14 protein-coding genes and 1 other RNA gene are annotated in these 14,766 nt (G+C 68.7%); 9 read left to right on the forward strand and 6 right to left on the reverse strand.

Features of this window, described 5'->3' with window-relative positions:
• Nucleotides 1-24: 24 nt before the first annotated feature.
• Nucleotides 25-945 carry a cysteine synthase A gene (cysK, locus tag FHT32_RS27760; protein WP_176667785.1) on the reverse strand — a complete coding sequence of 307 codons (921 nt, stop codon included), beginning with the start codon at nucleotides 943-945 and terminating at the stop codon, nucleotides 25-27.
• Between the two features lie 99 nt (nucleotides 946-1,044).
• On the opposite strand from cysK, the gene rnpB reads away from it, so the two are divergent.
• From rnpB to FHT32_RS27790, 6 genes are all read left to right on the forward strand, one after another.
• An RNA gene (gene rnpB / locus FHT32_RS27765) (RNase P RNA component class A) lies at nucleotides 1,045-1,373 on the forward strand.
• Nucleotides 1,374-1,551: 178 nt separating this feature from the next.
• Nucleotides 1,552-2,013, forward strand: coding sequence for a MarR family winged helix-turn-helix transcriptional regulator (locus tag FHT32_RS27770; protein WP_176667903.1), 462 nt, complete (start codon nucleotides 1,552-1,554; stop codon nucleotides 2,011-2,013).
• A gap of 4 nt (nucleotides 2,014-2,017) precedes the next feature.
• Entirely contained in the window at nucleotides 2,018-4,135 is a 2,118-nt protein-coding gene (locus tag FHT32_RS27775; RefSeq protein ID WP_176667786.1) for an FUSC family protein, read from the forward strand.
• Nucleotides 4,132-4,338 (forward strand): DUF1656 domain-containing protein, encoded by a 207-nt coding sequence (locus FHT32_RS27780; protein ID WP_019658367.1) that lies wholly within the window; start codon nucleotides 4,132-4,134, stop codon nucleotides 4,336-4,338. The genes FHT32_RS27775 and FHT32_RS27780 overlap by 4 nt, the downstream gene beginning before the upstream one ends.
• A 16-nt stretch (nucleotides 4,339-4,354) precedes the next feature.
• Nucleotides 4,355-5,296: an HlyD family secretion protein gene (locus FHT32_RS27785; protein ID WP_176667787.1), complete on the forward strand. Its 942-nt coding sequence runs from the start codon at nucleotides 4,355-4,357 to the stop codon at nucleotides 5,294-5,296.
• Nucleotides 5,293-6,783: an efflux transporter outer membrane subunit gene (locus tag FHT32_RS27790; RefSeq protein WP_176667788.1), complete on the forward strand. Its 1,491-nt coding sequence runs from the start codon at nucleotides 5,293-5,295 to the stop codon at nucleotides 6,781-6,783. Before FHT32_RS27785 ends, FHT32_RS27790 begins: the two co-directional genes overlap by 4 nt.
• Before the next feature lie 43 nt (nucleotides 6,784-6,826).
• On the opposite strand, the gene FHT32_RS27795 is transcribed toward FHT32_RS27790, so the two are convergent.
• The 3 genes from FHT32_RS27795 to FHT32_RS27805 form a co-directional block, all read right to left on the reverse strand.
• Nucleotides 6,827-7,369, reverse strand: a complete 543-nt coding sequence (locus tag FHT32_RS27795) for a hypothetical protein (RefSeq protein ID WP_176667789.1) — start codon at nucleotides 7,367-7,369, stop codon at nucleotides 6,827-6,829.
• A gap of 151 nt (nucleotides 7,370-7,520) precedes the next feature.
• Nucleotides 7,521-8,237, reverse strand: a complete 717-nt coding sequence (locus tag FHT32_RS27800; RefSeq protein WP_176667790.1) for an RNA pseudouridine synthase — start codon at nucleotides 8,235-8,237, stop codon at nucleotides 7,521-7,523.
• A 2-nt stretch (nucleotides 8,238-8,239) separates the two neighbouring features.
• Entirely contained in the window at nucleotides 8,240-9,907 is a 1,668-nt protein-coding gene (locus FHT32_RS27805) for an MBL fold metallo-hydrolase (RefSeq protein WP_176667791.1), read from the reverse strand.
• A gap of 138 nt (nucleotides 9,908-10,045) precedes the next feature.
• On the opposite strand from FHT32_RS27805, the gene FHT32_RS27810 reads away from it, so the two are divergent.
• The gene (locus FHT32_RS27810) at nucleotides 10,046-11,056 is read left to right on the forward strand and encodes a tripartite tricarboxylate transporter substrate binding protein (RefSeq protein ID WP_176667792.1); all 1,011 of its coding nucleotides are present in this window, start codon (nucleotides 10,046-10,048) and stop codon (nucleotides 11,054-11,056) included.
• A gap of 98 nt (nucleotides 11,057-11,154) precedes the next feature.
• Here the strand turns inward: FHT32_RS27810 and FHT32_RS27815 are convergent, their stop codons facing one another.
• Together FHT32_RS27815 and FHT32_RS27820 are read right to left on the reverse strand one after the other, a co-directional pair.
• Nucleotides 11,155-11,955, reverse strand: coding sequence for a TorF family putative porin (locus FHT32_RS27815; protein ID WP_371132266.1), 801 nt, complete (start codon nucleotides 11,953-11,955; stop codon nucleotides 11,155-11,157).
• A 170-nt stretch (nucleotides 11,956-12,125) separates the two neighbouring features.
• The gene (locus FHT32_RS27820) at nucleotides 12,126-12,899 is read right to left on the reverse strand and encodes a GntR family transcriptional regulator (protein WP_176667794.1); all 774 of its coding nucleotides are present in this window, start codon (nucleotides 12,897-12,899) and stop codon (nucleotides 12,126-12,128) included.
• A gap of 166 nt (nucleotides 12,900-13,065) precedes the next feature.
• Between FHT32_RS27820 and FHT32_RS27825 the strand changes: the two genes are divergently transcribed.
• Together FHT32_RS27825 and FHT32_RS27830 are read left to right on the forward strand one after the other, a co-directional pair.
• Nucleotides 13,066-13,278: a DUF3311 domain-containing protein gene (locus tag FHT32_RS27825; protein ID WP_176667795.1), complete on the forward strand. Its 213-nt coding sequence runs from the start codon at nucleotides 13,066-13,068 to the stop codon at nucleotides 13,276-13,278.
• On the forward strand, nucleotides 13,275-14,750 hold the full coding sequence (locus FHT32_RS27830) for a sodium:solute symporter (protein WP_176667796.1): 1,476 nt from the start codon (nucleotides 13,275-13,277) through the stop codon (nucleotides 14,748-14,750). The genes FHT32_RS27825 and FHT32_RS27830 overlap by 4 nt, the downstream gene beginning before the upstream one ends.
• Nucleotides 14,751-14,766: the final 16 nt, after the last annotated feature.

The raw sequence follows: 14,766 nt of genomic DNA on the forward strand, positions 1-14,766 counted from the left end.
GGCGCTATGAAAGCTATAGCTGATTCAAGCCGGCAGGAAGCCTTCGACGGACAGATAGCGTTCGCCCGTGTCGTAGTTGAAGCCCAGCACCACCGCATCGGGAGCCAGCGAGGGCAGCTTCTGCGCGATGGCCGCGAGCGTAGCGCCCGAGGAAATGCCGACCAGGATGCCTTCTTCTTGCGCGCAGCGGCGGGCCATTTCGCGCGCCGGCTCCGCATCGACCTGCAGCACGCCGTCGAGCAGCGAGGTGTCGAGGTTCTTCGGAATGAAGCCCGCGCCGATGCCCTGGATCGGGTGCGGCGAAGGCTGGCCGCCCGAGATGACCGGCGAGGCCACCGGCTCCACCGCGAACACCTGCAGCTTGGGCCACTTCTTCTTCAGCACCTTCGCCACGCCCGTGATGTGGCCGCCGGTGCCCACGCCGGTGATGAGCACGTCGATGCCGTCGGGGAAGTCGGCGGCGATCTCCTCGGCCGTGGTGCGCACGTGCACGTCGATGTTGGCGGGGTTGTTGAACTGCTGCGGCATCCATGCGCCGGGCGTGCCAGCCACGATCTCCTCGGCGCGGGCGATGGAACCCTTCATGCCGTTGGCGCGCGGCGTGAGGTCGAAGGTGGCGCCGTAGGCCAGCATCAGGCGGCGGCGTTCCACCGACATGCTGTCGGGCATCACCAGGATCAGCTTGTAGCCCTTGACGGCAGCCACCATCGCCAGGCCGATGCCGGTGTTGCCCGAGGTGGGCTCGACGATGGTGCCGCCGGGCTTGAGCGCGCCGCTCTTCTCGGCATCTTCGACCATCGCGAGCGCGATGCGGTCCTTGATGGAGCCGCCGGGGTTGGCGCGCTCGGACTTGATCCACACCTGCTGCTTCGCATTGCCGAACAGGCGGTTGATGCGGATGTGCGGCGTGTTGCCGATGGTCTGGAGGATGTTCTGGGCCTTCATGGGATCTCCTTGGGAATCAGTGCGTTTGTCGGGACGGGCAACGCGCATTGTGAGACCGGCCCGCCGGTGCGCTCGGACGGAGGCGATAATCCACCCCGTGAAGCACGCCAGACCGCCGCTGGTGCAAGTGCCGAAAGGCCGCACTGGAGGAACGTCCGGACTGCACAGGACAGCGCAGGAGTTAACGACTCTCCACCGTGAGGTGAGGATCAGAGCAACAGAGACGAGCCGATTGAGTTCGGGTGAAACGGGCAATCTCTGCGCGCAGCAACACCAAGTAGGCCAGTATCGAGGTGGTTCCGCTGAGCTGGCGGGTAGGTGGCATCGAGCCGTTTGGTGACAAACGGCCCAGAGTAATGGCGGTCACGCCGCAGGTTCCGCAAGGGGCCTGCGGTGCACAGAATCCGGCTTATCGGCGAGCTTCACACTTTTCTTCTTCTTTCCCCTTTCCGTTTTTCCGCGCCCCTCGGCCCTGACCGAAGGCGGGCGCGAGCCTTGCCGCCTGCAGGGATTGGTAGTTACCCGTATAATCGATAGCATGCTAATTAATAGGCGGCTATCTTGACCACCCAATCCACCCCCCAACTGACGCGCGAACAGTCGCTGATGCGGCTCGGCACTTCGCTGGCGACGCTGCAGCGCGGCTACCGCGCCGCGGCGGACAAGGCGGTGGCGCATGTGGGTGTGTCGCAGACGCTGGCCTATCCGATCGTGATGCTCGGCCGCATGAACGGCGACGTGCGCCAGGGCGTGCTGGCCGAGGCGCTGGGCATCGAGGGGCCGTCGCTGGTGCGCTCGGTCGACCAGCTGGTGGAAGCCGGCCTCGTCGAACGCCGCGAAGACCCGGCCGACCGCCGCGCCAAGACCCTGCACCTCACCGAGGCCGGCAAGGCCGTGTGCGAGCCCATCGAGGCCGCTCTGACGCTCATGCGGGTGTCGCTGTTCGAGGGCGTGTCCGACGAGGACGTCGCGGCCTGCCTGCGCGTGTTCGCCGTGCTCGAGGAGCGCATGGGCGTTCGCACCGTGCAGAGCCTGCCGCCGCCGCCGTCGCAGGAAGGGCGCGGGTAGCCCGATGGCCGCGTTCAGCCTGCCGCGCTTCAGCCGCGCGGAGATCCTCTTTTCCGGCAAGAGCTTCGCCGCCGCCATGCTGGCGATGTACCTCGCCAGCCGCGCCGGCCTGCCGCGTCCGTTCTGGGCGCTCATGACCACCTACATCGTCGCCCACCCGCTGGCCGGCGCGGTGCGTTCCAAGGCGGTGTTCCGTTTCCTCGGCACGCTCATCGGCTGCACCGCCACCGTGCTGCTGGTGCCGGCGCTGTCCAACGCGCCCGAGCTGCTCACGCTGGTGCTCGCGCTGTGGGTGGGGCTGTGCCTGTGCATCTCGCTCCTCGACCGCACGCCGCGCTCCTATGTCTTCATGCTCGCGGGCTACACGGCGGCGCTGATCGGTTTTCCGTCGGTGCAGACGCCGCTCGCGCTGTTCGACACGGCCGTGGCGCGCGTGGAGGAGATCGGTCTGGGCATCTTCTGCGCCACGCTCATCCACAGCCTCGTGCTGCCGGCGGGCCTTGCGCCGACCGTGCTGGGCCTGCTCGACCGCACGCTGCAGGACGCGCGCAAGTGGCTGGGCGATCTCTTCCAGCCCGCCGGCCGCAGCAGCGCCGAGCCGCGGCGGCTCGACGACGACCGCCGCCGCCTCGCCGGCGACATCACGCAGCTGCGCCTTCTCTCCACCCACGTTCCCTTCGACACCACGCACCTGCGCTGGACCGCCGGCGCCATCCGCGCGATGCAGGACCGCGTCGCCGCGCTCACGCCCGCGCTCTCTGCCGTCGAAGACCGCCTGCTGGCGCTGGAGCAGGCCGAAGGCGCCATCGCGCCCGACGTGGCCGCCGTGCTCGCCAAGGCCGCGCAATGGCTGCGCGATGAAGCCGATTCCTCCGGCGATGCAGCGACCCGCGCCGGCCGCCTGCAGGAGCTGCGCAGTGCCATCGATGCCCTGGGCGCCACGCCGCCGAATGCAGAACAACAGGGTCGCTGGGGCCGAGCCCTGCGCATCGGCCTCGCGGGCCGCCTCGAAGAGCTCGTCGACGGCTGGACCGCCTGCGCCCAGTTGCGCCAGGACATCGACGAAGGCCTGAAGGGCGCCGCCCCGCTGCGCCGCACGGCCGCGCTCGGCAGCCGCGTGCTGCACCGCGACTACGGCATGGCGCTGCTGTCGGCGCTGGCTGCCGTCATCGCCATCTGCCTGTGCGGTGCGTTCTGGATCCTCACCGGCTGGCCGATGGGCTCGGCCGCGACCATGATGGCCGCCGTCTTCTGCTGCTTCTTCGCGACCATGGACGACCCCGTGCCGGCGATCCACGGCTTCCTGAAGTGGACGCTGTGGTCCATTCCGATCTCGGCCGTGTACGTGCTGGTGCTCATGCCCACGGTGCAGGACTTCGGCATGCTGGTGCTCATCTGCGCGCCGCTCTTCCTGCTGCTGGGCTTCTACCTGCCGCGCCCGACGCACTTCATGCCCGCGATGGCGCTGATCTTCGGCGTGTGCGGCACGCTGGCGATGCACGACACCGCCAGCTCCGACCTGGTGAGCTTCCTCAACAGCATGATCGGCCAGATCGTCGGCGTGGTCGTCGCAGCGCGCGTCACGCGGCTGGTGCGCTCGGTGGGCGCCGACTGGAGCGCGCGGCGCATCCAGCGCGCCACCTGGCGTGAGCTGGGCGACATGGCAGCGTCTTCGCAGCCGCAGTACGCGCAGAGCGACGCCTATGCGGTGCGCATGCTCGACCGCATCGGCCTGCTCGCACCGCGCATCGCGCAGGCCGGCGGCACCGTCGAGGGCGTGGCCGCCAACGACGCGCTGCGCGACCTGCGCATGGGCGCCGACATCGCCGTGCTGCAGCGCGTGCGCGGCCAGCTGCCGCTGGCCACCTCGGCCGCGCTGCTGGGCGGCATCTCGCGCTTCTTCCGCCAGCGCGCGGAGGGCCGCATGAACCCGCGTCCGCCGGGCCTGCTGCCGCAGATCGACGAGGCACTGGGCGCCATGCTCGATGCGCGCGACGCCGCTCCTTCCACCGCAGCGCGCTCGGCCGTCACCGCACTGGTGGGCCTGCGCCGCAACCTCTTTCCCGACGCGCCGCCATCGCTCGCGAGCACGTCCCTCACTTCGCAAGGAGCTTCCGCATGATCGGCGAAGCCAGCTTCTACGGCCTGTACCTGCCCTGGATCATGGTGCTCGCGCTTGCGGCACTGCTCGTGCTGTGGGGCGTGCGCCGCCTGCTCGCGGCCACCGGCGCCTACCGCTGGGTGTGGCATCCGGCCCTCTTCGACATGGCGCTCTACCTGCTGCTGCTCTACGCGCTCAGCCGCGCCAGCGCCTACCTCCAATGACAACAACGAGATTCCAATGAAAGCCGCCCGAACTCCAACCGACACCAATCCGTGGGCCCAGCGCCTGGGCCGCATCCTCATCACCCTGGCCGTGGTGGCCGCCGCCGTGTGGGCCGGCCTGCGCCTGTGGGACCACTACGAACTCGCACCGTGGACGCGCGACGGCCGCGTGCGCGCCAACGTCGTGCAGATCGCGCCCGACGTCTCGGGCCTGGTCACGGCCGTGCCCATCCACGACAACCAGCCCGTGGCCGCCGGCACGCTGCTCTTCGAAGTGGACCGCGCGCGCTACGACCTCGCCGTGCGCCAGGCCCAGGCCGCGCTCGCCGCGCAGCGCGCCGTGAGCGCGCAGGCCCAGCGCGAGAACGCGCGCAATGCCGGCCTCGACGAGCTGGTATCGAAGGAGTCGCGCGAACAGACCCGCTCGCGTGTCGAGCAGATGCAGGCCGCGGTCGCCCAGGCCGAAGTGGCGCTCGACTCGGCACGCCTCAACCTTCAGCGCGCCCAGGTGCGCGCGCCGGCCGACGGCCTGGTCACCAACCTCGACCTGCGCCAGGGCAGCTATGCCGCGGCGGGCCGGCCGGTGCTCGCGCTGGTCGATGCGCAGTCGTTCTACGTCGAAGGCTATTTCGAGGAGACGAAGCTGCCGCGCATCCACCTCGGCGACCGCGTGCGCGTCACGCCCATGGGCGGCGGCGCCGTGCTCGAAGGCTCGGTCGAGAGCGTGGCCGCCGGCATCGCCGACCACGACCGCTCCACCAGCGCCAACCTTCTGCCCAGCGTGAACCCGACCTTCAACTGGGTGCGGCTCGCGCAGCGCATTCCGGTGCGCGTCAAGCTCGATCCGCTGCCGCAGGGTGCGCGCCTCGTCGCGGGCCAGACGGTCACGGTGCAGGTGCTGGAGAACAAGCCCGTGCAGAAGACGGCGGCAACGGCTTCCACGCCGCAGAAGGGATGAACGACATGACCAGCTTCGCATTCCGCATCGCATCGCTGGCCGCCGCTGCCGCGCTCGCGGCCTGCGCGGCGGTCGGCCCCGACTACAAGCAGCCGCCAGAGGCGCTGGCCAGCCAGGCCGCCGCCGGCAAGCCCTTCGCCGAGGCGCCCGCCGATGCCGCGCCGCTGCCCGCGCACTGGTGGCGCCTGTACCACGACCCGCTGCTCGACAAGCTGGTCGAGCAGGCCCTCGCGCACAACACCGACCTGCGCCAGGCCGTCGCGAACCTCGAGCGCGAGCGCGCCATCGAGGACGAGACCTCCGGCGCCAAGTACCCCACCATCGGCGTGAACGGCGGTCCTTCGTACGGCCACGTCTCGGGCCTGTCGCTGCTGCAGAAGGGCTACGAGCCGCCGAGCACCTTCAACTACAGCGCGGGTGCGTCGCTCTCCTACCAGGTCGACCTGTTCGGCCAGATCCGCCGCGCCATCGAAGCCTCGCAGGCCAGCACGCAGGCGGCCGAAGCCGCGCTCGACCTGGTGCGCGTGAACGTGGCGGCAGGCACTGCGCGCGCGTATGCCGAAGCGTGCTCCACCGGCCTGCGGCTGCAGATCGCGCAGAAGTCCGTTTCGCTGCAGCAGGACGCCGTCAACGTCACCGACCGCCTGCAGCGCGCGGGCCGCGCCGGTGCCATCGACGCGAACCGCGCACGCGCGCAACTGCAGCAGCTCAACGCCGCGCTGCCACCGCTGAAGGCAGAGCGCCAGGGCGCGCTCTACCGGCTCGCCACGCTCACCGGCGCGTTGCCGCAGGACTTCCCGCGCGAGGTGGCCGACTGCACCGTGCCGCCGCGCGTGGCCGGCGTGCTGCCGGTGGGCGACGGCGCCGCGCTGCTGCGCCGCCGGCCTGACATCCGCCAGGCCGAACGCAGCCTGGCCGCATCGACCGCGCGCATCGGCGTGGCGACTGCGGAGCTCTATCCGAAGGTCACGCTGGGCCTCTCGGGCTCTTCCGTGGGCCATGCCGACGGCTTCGGGCGCAAGGACACCTTCGCCTGGAGCCTCGGTCCGCTGATCTCCTGGACCATTCCGAACACCGGCGTGGCGCAGTCGCGCATCGCGCAGGCCGAGGCCGGCACGCGCGCCGCGCTCGCCAAGTTCGACGGCACCGTGCTCACCGCGCTGCGCGAGACCGAGACCGCGCTCGCCACCTACGCGCGCGAGCTCGACCGCCGCGCCGCACTGCAGGCCTCGCGCGACGAAAGCGCCAAGGTCGCGGCGCAGGCGCGCCAGCTCTACCAGAACGGCCGCACCGGCTATCTCGATTCGCTCGACGCCGAACGCTCGCTGGCCGCCAGCGAGGCCGCGCTCGCGGCCAGCGAGGCGCAGCTGGCCGACGACCAAGTGGTGCTGTTCATGGCGCTGGGTGGCGGCTGGGAGCCCGAGGGCGCCAACCTGGCGCGCAACGCCGCGTCGGCGGACGCCGCGACCGCGACCACCAGGCAGTGACCGCGGCCGTATCCTCCGGCCCGCGCAACGGTGGCGGCCGGCCTCAGCGCGTGAACAGCCAGCCGCCCTTGGGCTGGCGCACCAGCTCGTGGCGCTTGACGGCACGTTCCTCGCCGTCGTCGCCCACGTAGACCACTTCGAAGCGCAGCAGCTTCGGCGAGACCATCTTCCAGTTCTGGATGCGCTTCACCGTCACGCAGGCGGTCTTGTCGTGGTACTGCATCTCCGACATCGGCCCGCCCTGGAAGCCGCTGCCGTCGAACAGGCGCCCGGGCGCGGCGAAGGGGTTGAGCACCGCTCCGTTTCGCGCGGTGATGCAGCCTTCGGTGCGCACGAAGGACTCGATGGTCGGGGAGGCGCTGCGCACCACCTTGCCCACGGCGGGGCTCGGCGGCTTGCTGGCGATGGCCTCGCGGATGCGTTCGACCTGCTCCTCGGTGATGGGCGCGAGGCCGTCCTTCGAGACGATGGCTGGCGGGGGGGCCGGCGCCGGCGGCGGCGCAGCGGGCGTGAGGTAGGTGCATCCCGTCACCAGTGCCAGCGGCACGGTGCAGGCGAGGGCGGTGCCCTGTGTTCCGAACTTCATGACTCAGTCTCTCCCTGAGGGCTGGCGGCTCTGGAGGCCGCGGGCTGGAAATTGCGGGCCGCGAACATGCGGTGCATCGTCGTTGTCGTCCTCTGTCTTCTCTCTCGACGGTTTTCTTTTTTTCTTCTCTTCTGTTTTCTTGCTGTTGTTTTCAGAAGCGTTCGTGGGGTGCAAGGTAGCGCCACTGGCCGGGCTGCAGCCCCGCCAGCGGCACGCGGCCGATGCGGATGCGCCGCATCGCCAGAATGCGCAGGTCCGCGCCGTCGCAGATGTGCGCGATCTGCCCGGGCCGCGCGCCCTTGAGCGCGAAGCGCAGGCCGGTCTGTTCGGCGGTCTGTCGTCCGATGCTCACGCGCGCGGGCGAACGTTCGAGCCGCGCGAGCACCTCGGGGCTCACCGCGCCGGCCACGTCGACCATCACCTCGTGCTCGATGAAGGCGGCGTCCTCGTGCAGCTTGCGCTCAACGCGCCATTCCTGGGTGTACGCCACCAGCCCGCTCGCGCCGGCTTCGAGCGGCGTCATGCAGCGCTGGCCCCTCGCATGCGCGGGCAGAAAACGCAGTCCGGCGCGCTCGGGTTCGTGGTGGTTGGCGGCCACGAGCAGCTCGTGCGCGGTGTCGATGGGCATGCCCGCAGGCTTGTACAGCAGCAATGTGACGGGCTCCACCGGCTGCGGCTTCGCGCCGGCCTCGATCTCCACCCGCTGGTGCGGCAGCACGCGCGACTGCGGCAGCGTCTGCTGCACGCCGTCGACGCGCACCGCGCCGTTCTCTATCAGCAGCTCGGCTTCGCGCCGCGACACGCCTGCCTGCGCGGCCACGCGCTTCGCGAGGCGGATGCCTTCGTCTTCGGCGGGAGCGCTGCCCATGTTCAATGGAACTCCGCCAGTTGCCGGATGCGCGCCACATGCGCTGCCAGCGAGCGCGCGGCCACCGGCCACATGCGCTCGGGCACGTCGTCGTAGGCCAGCGGCAGCCATTGCTCGGGCGTGCCCTCGGGCAGCTTCTGCATCGCGGCGGCGATCTTGGCCTCGCGCTTCAGGCGATGCGCCTTCAGCATGCCGATGGCGGTGCGCGCGAAGCCGATCACGTAGCCGTGCGCGGGCAGGATGAACTCGATGCCGCCGGCATCGCAGGCCTTGTCGAGCGTGTCCAGCGAATCGAGGTAGGCGCTCATGTCGCCGTCGGGCGGGTCGATCACCGTGGTGCTGCCGTTGAGGATGTGGTCGCCCGAGAAGAGCAGGCCGTCTTCCTCCAGCACCAGGCACAGGTGGTTGGCCGCGTGGCCTGGCGTGTGGATCACGCGCAGCGTGTGCGTGACGGACTCGCCGGCTTCGGTGGTGCCGGAGAGCACCAGGCATTCGCCGTCTTCCAGTTCGCGCTCGGGCGTGAAGCGCGCGGTGGAGCGTGCCGTCGGCTTCGAAGCCAGCCCGAGGATCGGCGGCTTGCTGCCCTTCGTGCACAGCGCCTGCAGCGGCGCCGCGCCCGGCGAGTGGTCGGCATGCGAGTGCGTGCAGACGATCATGCGGATGTCGCCATGCGTGGCGCGCCACAGCCGGCCGATGTGGTCGAAGTCGTTCGGGCCCGGGTCGATCACGATGTAGCCCGTGGCCGCGTCGCCCACGATGTAGCTGTTGGTGCCGGGGCCGGTCATGATGCTGGCGTTGGGCGCGGTCAGGCGCATCACGTTCTTCAGCAGCGGCACCGGGGTTTCGCTCTGCCAGTCGAGCGCATGCAGCACCTGGCCGTCGGGGCACACCAGGGCGAGTTCGCCGTAGGGCGATTCGTGCTCCATGTAGCGCGCGTCCTCGCCCTTGAGCAGGCCGGCGCGCGGGCAGCTGGTCCACAGCGGCACCTCGCCGGCGCAGGCCGCGAGAAGAGCGTCGACGGTGGCGTAGGTGGCCATGCGCTGCAGCGTGCGCACGGTCGGGAAGATCATGAAGAAGCTGCCGGCCTCGTGGCGCGCGAGCGCGTCGGCGGGGCGCACCCAGCAGGGCTCGAACTGCTCGCTCTCGTCGGCCGTGGGCACCTGTCCCTCGGGCATGCGCGCGACGAGGAAGGGCACGTCGAAGCGACGGGGCAGGTCGCGGTCGGTCATCCAGTGCGCGAAGGTGAAGACGCGGTTGGTGTCGAGCACGAGGCCGCGCGCGGCGCACTGGTCAGCGAAGGCGGTGCCGGCGGTGTTGCCACGGTCCATCGCGGCAATGTCTTCGGCAGTGACGGGGCTGCCGTCGGCATGGTGCGCGAGCAGGATGCCCAGTTCCTCGAAGGCCTCGCGGATGGCTGCGATGGCCTGCGTGCGCTGCACGCGGCTTTGCGTGGGGCGACGCGTGGCGATGCGCTTGGCGGCCTCGTCGGCCTCGTCGATGTGCCCGCCGGGAAATACGTAGGCGCCGGGCGCGAAGCTGGCGGTGGCGGAACGGCGGGTCATGAGCACTTCGATGCCGGCGGCGCTATCGCGCAGCAGCAGCACCGTGGCGGCCGGGCGCAGGGGCGCGGGCTCGCGCGGGGCGTGTAGTTGTTGGGTGGAACGGACCATGGGGCGATTATCGGGAGCGGGCGCGATACCTGCATGTCGCGCATAAGCTCATATGGAATCGGGCATCAGCCGCGCGCCACAATGCGCGGCTGCACCGTCTGCATTGAAGACAAAAGACTGACCGACCGAAAGACTGCCATGGCTCATTCTCCCCTCACTCGAATCGTTCGCCGCTCGCTGCTGCTGGCCGCGACATCGCTTGCCGTGCCCGCTGCCTTCGCCCAGCATGCCGCGCACGACTGGCCGCAGCAACCCGTCACGCTGATCATGGGATTCCCGGCCGGCTCAGGCGTGGACGTGGTGGCCCGTGCCATCCAGGAGCCGCTCTCCAGGCAGCTCGGCAAGCCGGTCATCATCGACTACAAGTCGGGCGCCGCGGGCAACATCGCCAGCGACTACGTGGCTCACTCCAAGCCCGACGGCTACACGCTCTCGTTCGGTACCGCCGCCACGCACGGCAGCAATGCCGCGCTCTACAAGAAGCTGCCTTTCGACGTGGAGGCCGACTTCATTCCGGTGGCCCCGGTGCTCGACGTGTCGAACGTGCTCACCATCAATCCCGACGTGATCAACGTCAAGACCTTGAAGGAATTCGTCGAGCTGGTCAAGGCCAACCCCGGCAAGTACAACTATGCGTCTACAGGCAACGGCGCCGGCACGCACATGGCCTTTGCCGAGTTCAATTCGCGCCTGGGCCTGAACATGGTGCACGTGCCCTACAAGGGCGGCCCCGAGGCCATCACTTCGGTGGTGCGTGGCGAGACCTGCTGCATCATGAACCAGGTGCAGACCATCCTCCCGCACTACAAGGCCGGCAAGGTGCGCCTGCTGGGCGTGACCACCGCGGCGGCAGTGCCCGCGGTGAAGGAGGTGCCCACCATCGCAGCGAGCGGCCTGCCCGGCACCAAGGGCTTCGACAGCTCGATCTGGTTCGGCATCTTCGCGCCCAAGGGCACCGACCCGCAGATCGTCGACAAGCTCAACGCCGCGGTGAAGACAGTGCTCGAGACGCCCGAGATCCGCGAGCGCTTCGAGAGCCAGGGCAACACCGTGCGCATCGAATCGCCGGCGCAGTTCAAGAAGACCGTGCACGAGAACCGCGTGAAGTGGGCCGAGGTTGCGAAGGCGGCGAACATCAGCATCGATTGAACTTTGTTCGGGGCGCGTCCACAGGCCGCCGGGTACTCCCCTCTGCGAATGTCCCCCGTCGGCGTGATCGCGCCCCCGAACCAAGGCGACGGTGTGGCCTACAGCGTCTTGGTCAACGTAAGAATGAAGCGCGCCTTGTTCGGCGAGTACGTCTGCCTGCCCAACGGACCGAAGCCCAGGTCGATGCCCGGATTGCTCACTGACAGATACGCGCTCTGCTTGTTGGCCCCCTGCACCGAGCCAGCGAGCGAGAGCCCATTGCCGAAGTCGTAGCTCGCGCCCACGTTGTAGTCGACATAGCTCTTGTAGCCCAGGCTGCGGATGTCGCTCGACATGTTCGTGTAGCCCACGGCCGCCTTCAGCGTGAGCTTGGGCATGATCTCCTTGCTGTAGGCCAAGTTCAGGTAGCCGGTGTTGGTGCCCTTGAGGCCCGAGCCGGCCTTGTTGCCCGCATAGCCGAAGTAGTCCTTCGACACCGTGTGCGAGTACTTCAGCGTGAACGAGCCGATGGTCTCGTCGGTGTAGCCCGCGCTGCCGTAGAGCTCAGTGGTGTTGCCCGAAGAGTTGCCCGGATAGATGTACGCGAGCGCGCCCACGTCCATGTCGAAGGGGCCGGCCTTGAACTTGTAGCCGCCGTAGATGTCGCTTTCGATGCTGTTGCCCTTGAGCCAGTTGACGCTCGAATTCCAGTTGCCCAGGTAGAAGCCGCTGTCGCCGAAGGCGTAGTCGAAGCCGCCCTGGATGGCGGGCTTGAAGGCGCTGGTCTTGGCGTAGTCGTTCTTGCCGAGCATGTCCTGGTCCTGCCCGCGGAATTTGTAGTTGGTGGTGAGCGACACATTGCCGCTGAGCTGTGCGCTCGCGAGCGTCGGCAGGGCACCCAGGGTGGGAAGAACGAGCATCGGCAGTGCGATGCGCAGAAGGTTTTTCATCGAAGAAATCGCTGACGAATGGAGGAGCCGGCAGCGTATGGGCGACCATCTAAAGGCCGCGTAAAAACTGCGCTCAGCGGCGCAAAAGTTTCGTCGCGGGCATCGTCATCGCGACCACGCCGGTCACCACGCAGGCCGGCTCAGTGATCGTGCGCGTGCGGCTTGTTCTTGCCGCCGGCGCCGCCGTTCAGCAGCGTCGCCAGGTCCACCTCCTGCTCGGCCGCCGCGCCGGCGATCACGCGCTGCTCCAGTTCGTCGAGGTGTTCCAGCGCCACCTCCAATGCCTTGTCGAGCGACTTGCCCGTGGCCAGCGCCTCGATGATCTGCTCATGCTCGCGCGGGGCGCAGCTCGCGGCCTCGGCGGAGTCGTAGAGCGCCTTGTAGAGCTCGGTGTTCGATATCAGCCGCTTGATGTACGACAGCAGCTCTTCGCTGTTCGCCATCTGCGCCAGCAGCAGGTGGAAGTCCCCGGCCAGCTTGATCGCATCCTCGCGCCGGCCTTCCTTGAAGGCCTTCTGCTCCTCCTGCACGTGCTTGCGCAGTGCTGCCACCTGGTCGCGCGAGAGGTTGCCGAAGAGCGTGGTCACCAGGCCGGCTTCCACGATGCGGCGCGCGCGGTAGATGCCGCGCATGTCTTCGATGGAGGGGTTGGGCACGAAGGCGCCGCGGTTGTGCTCCAGCACCAGCCGCTTTTCCATGCCCAGCCGCGCCAGCACCTTGCGCACCGCGCCGCGCGTGCAGCCCAGCGCTTCGGCCAGCGCCCGCTCGCGCAGCGGCGTGCCGGGGCGCAGCTTGCCGCTGAGCAGGGCCTTGGAGACGGCGGCGTAGACGCGTTCGTCCACGTTCGCGTCGTCGGCTTCCGAGGGTTCGGGGGAGGGGGTTGTCGCTGGGGGCTTGCGGGCGGCGGAGGGCATAGGCAGGCGGATTATTGCCTGCGCACCGCAGCCTCAGGGAAAGCCCCCGGATTGACTCGGCCCCCGGTGCTCCGTACCATCCGCCTCCGTTTGGTTAACCAAATTAAATTGTATGGTTAACCAAAATCCCAGAGAATCCCAACCAGAGACAGGAATCGAGGCCTCCATGAAATCCGCCAAATGGCTTGCCGCACTGCCGGTCGCCGCCTTCTTCAGCGGGGGATGGCTGTCCTCCATCGCGCCCACCTTCGTGCTCGGCATGCCCTTCCTGATGGTGTGGAACGTCAGCTGGCTGGTGCTGACCTCGCTCATCATGGTGGTCATCGACCGCGCCGAGGGCGACATCGACGCGCCTTCTTCTGCCGGAGACGCACGATGAACGCCGCGCTCGGAGTCATCGCCCTGTTCGTCGTCGGCGCGCTGGGCCTGGCCGTGCTCGCACGGCGCGGCCGCACCATGAGCCTGGAGCAGTGGGCGCTCGGCGGGCGCGGGCTGGGAACCATCATGGTGTTCCTGCTGATGGCGGGCGAGTCGTTCTCGACCTTCACCTTCCTGGGCGCGAGCGGCTGGTCGTACAGCAAGGGCTCGCCGGCCTTCTACATCCTGGCCTACGGCGGCCTGGCCTACCTCATGGCCTTCTGGATGCTGCCGGCAATCTGGCGCTACGCCACGGCCAACAAGCTGGTGTCGTTCTCGGACTTCTTCGCGCACAAGTACGACAGCCGGGCGCTCGGCGTGCTGGTGTCCATCGTCGCGCTCATGGGCATGGTCGCGCTGCTCACCATCCAGCTGCGCGGGCTCGGCATCATCGTGTCGGAAGCTTCGTACGGCTCCATCGCGCCGCAGGTGTCGATCTGGATCGGCACGCTGGTGATGGTGAGCTACATCCTGTTCTCGGGCATCCACGGCTCGGCCAGCATCGCCATCGTGAAGGACATCCTGATCCTCGCGCTCGCCGTGTTCCTCGGCATCTACCTGCCGTGGCACTACTACGGCGGCGTCGCGCCCATGTTCACCGCCATCCACGCCGCCAACCCAGGCTTCTTCGAGTTTCCGAAGGAGGGCCTGAACCTCACCTGGTACAACTCGACCATCCTGCTGACCGCGCTGGGCTACTACCTCTACCCGTTCAACCTCACCTCGGTGTACGCGGCCAAGAGCGCGAGTGCGGTGCGGCGCAACACCATCCTGATGCCGCTGTACCAGGTGGTCATCGCCTTCCTGTTCCTGGTCGGCTTCGCGGCCATCCTTCAGGTGCCGGGGCTCAAGGGCTCCGACGTCGACCTGGCCCTCTTCGGCCTCGTGAAGCACACCTTCGACCCGTGGTTCGTCGGCGTGATAGGCGGCACCGGCGTGCTCACCGCACTGGTGCCTGGCTCGATGATTTTGCTGACGGCCTCCACCGTGATCGGCAAGAACGTCTACAAGGAGGGCTTCGCGCCCAACGCCACCGACAGGCAGGTCTCGCGCGTGGCGCGCGGCGTGCTGCCGGCGTTCGCGCTGGTGGCGGTGTACTTCGTGCTGCGCGGCGGCACCACCATCGTGTCGGTGGCGATCTTCGCCTCCAGCCTGCTCACGCAGCTGCTGCCTTCGCTGCTCTTCAGCCTCATGAAGAAGCCCTTCGGCAACAGGCACGCCGCCTTCGCGGGCATCCTGGCGGGCGGCGCGGTGCTGGCCTTCATGATGACCACCGGCTCCAACCTGGGTACGCTGTTCCCGGCCGCGCCGGTGATGTTCAAGTCGCTCAACACCGGGCTGGTGGCGCTGGCGACGAACGCGCTGGTGTTCGTGATCGTGGCGCTGCTCACCCCGAACACGACCCGCCGCGCCATCGCCGCCCAACCGGCTTGACGTCTAAAGACAAAGA

Origin of the sequence: Variovorax sp. SG517, from assembly GCF_013376045.1 — a bacterium.
Taxonomy (GTDB): Bacteria; Pseudomonadota; Gammaproteobacteria; order Burkholderiales; family Burkholderiaceae_C; genus Variovorax.

Coding starts and splice junctions, on each gene's coding strand:
- FHT32_RS27805 (WP_176667791.1), bottom strand. CDS start 9,907: ATGGTCCGTTCCACCCAACAACTACACGCCCCGCGCGAGCCCGCGCCC.
- FHT32_RS27795 (WP_176667789.1), bottom strand. CDS start 7,369: ATGAAGTTCGGAACACAGGGCACCGCCCTCGCCTGCACCGTGCCGCTG.
- FHT32_RS27770 (WP_176667903.1), top strand. CDS start 1,552: ATGCGGCTCGGCACTTCGCTGGCGACGCTGCAGCGCGGCTACCGCGCC.
- FHT32_RS27790 (WP_176667788.1), top strand. CDS start 5,293: ATGAACGACATGACCAGCTTCGCATTCCGCATCGCATCGCTGGCCGCC.
- FHT32_RS27820 (WP_176667794.1), bottom strand. CDS start 12,899: ATGCCCTCCGCCGCCCGCAAGCCCCCAGCGACAACCCCCTCCCCCGAA.
- FHT32_RS27785 (WP_176667787.1), top strand. CDS start 4,355: ATGAAAGCCGCCCGAACTCCAACCGACACCAATCCGTGGGCCCAGCGC.
- cysK (WP_176667785.1), bottom strand. CDS start 945: ATGAAGGCCCAGAACATCCTCCAGACCATCGGCAACACGCCGCACATC.
- FHT32_RS27830 (WP_176667796.1), top strand. CDS start 13,275: ATGAACGCCGCGCTCGGAGTCATCGCCCTGTTCGTCGTCGGCGCGCTG.
- FHT32_RS27775 (WP_176667786.1), top strand. CDS start 2,018: ATGGCCGCGTTCAGCCTGCCGCGCTTCAGCCGCGCGGAGATCCTCTTT.
- FHT32_RS27815 (WP_371132266.1), bottom strand. CDS start 11,955: ATGCTCGTTCTTCCCACCCTGGGTGCCCTGCCGACGCTCGCGAGCGCA.
- FHT32_RS27780 (WP_019658367.1), top strand. CDS start 4,132: ATGATCGGCGAAGCCAGCTTCTACGGCCTGTACCTGCCCTGGATCATG.
- FHT32_RS27800 (WP_176667790.1), bottom strand. CDS start 8,237: ATGGGCAGCGCTCCCGCCGAAGACGAAGGCATCCGCCTCGCGAAGCGC.
- FHT32_RS27810 (WP_176667792.1), top strand. CDS start 10,046: ATGGCTCATTCTCCCCTCACTCGAATCGTTCGCCGCTCGCTGCTGCTG.
- FHT32_RS27825 (WP_176667795.1), top strand. CDS start 13,066: ATGAAATCCGCCAAATGGCTTGCCGCACTGCCGGTCGCCGCCTTCTTC.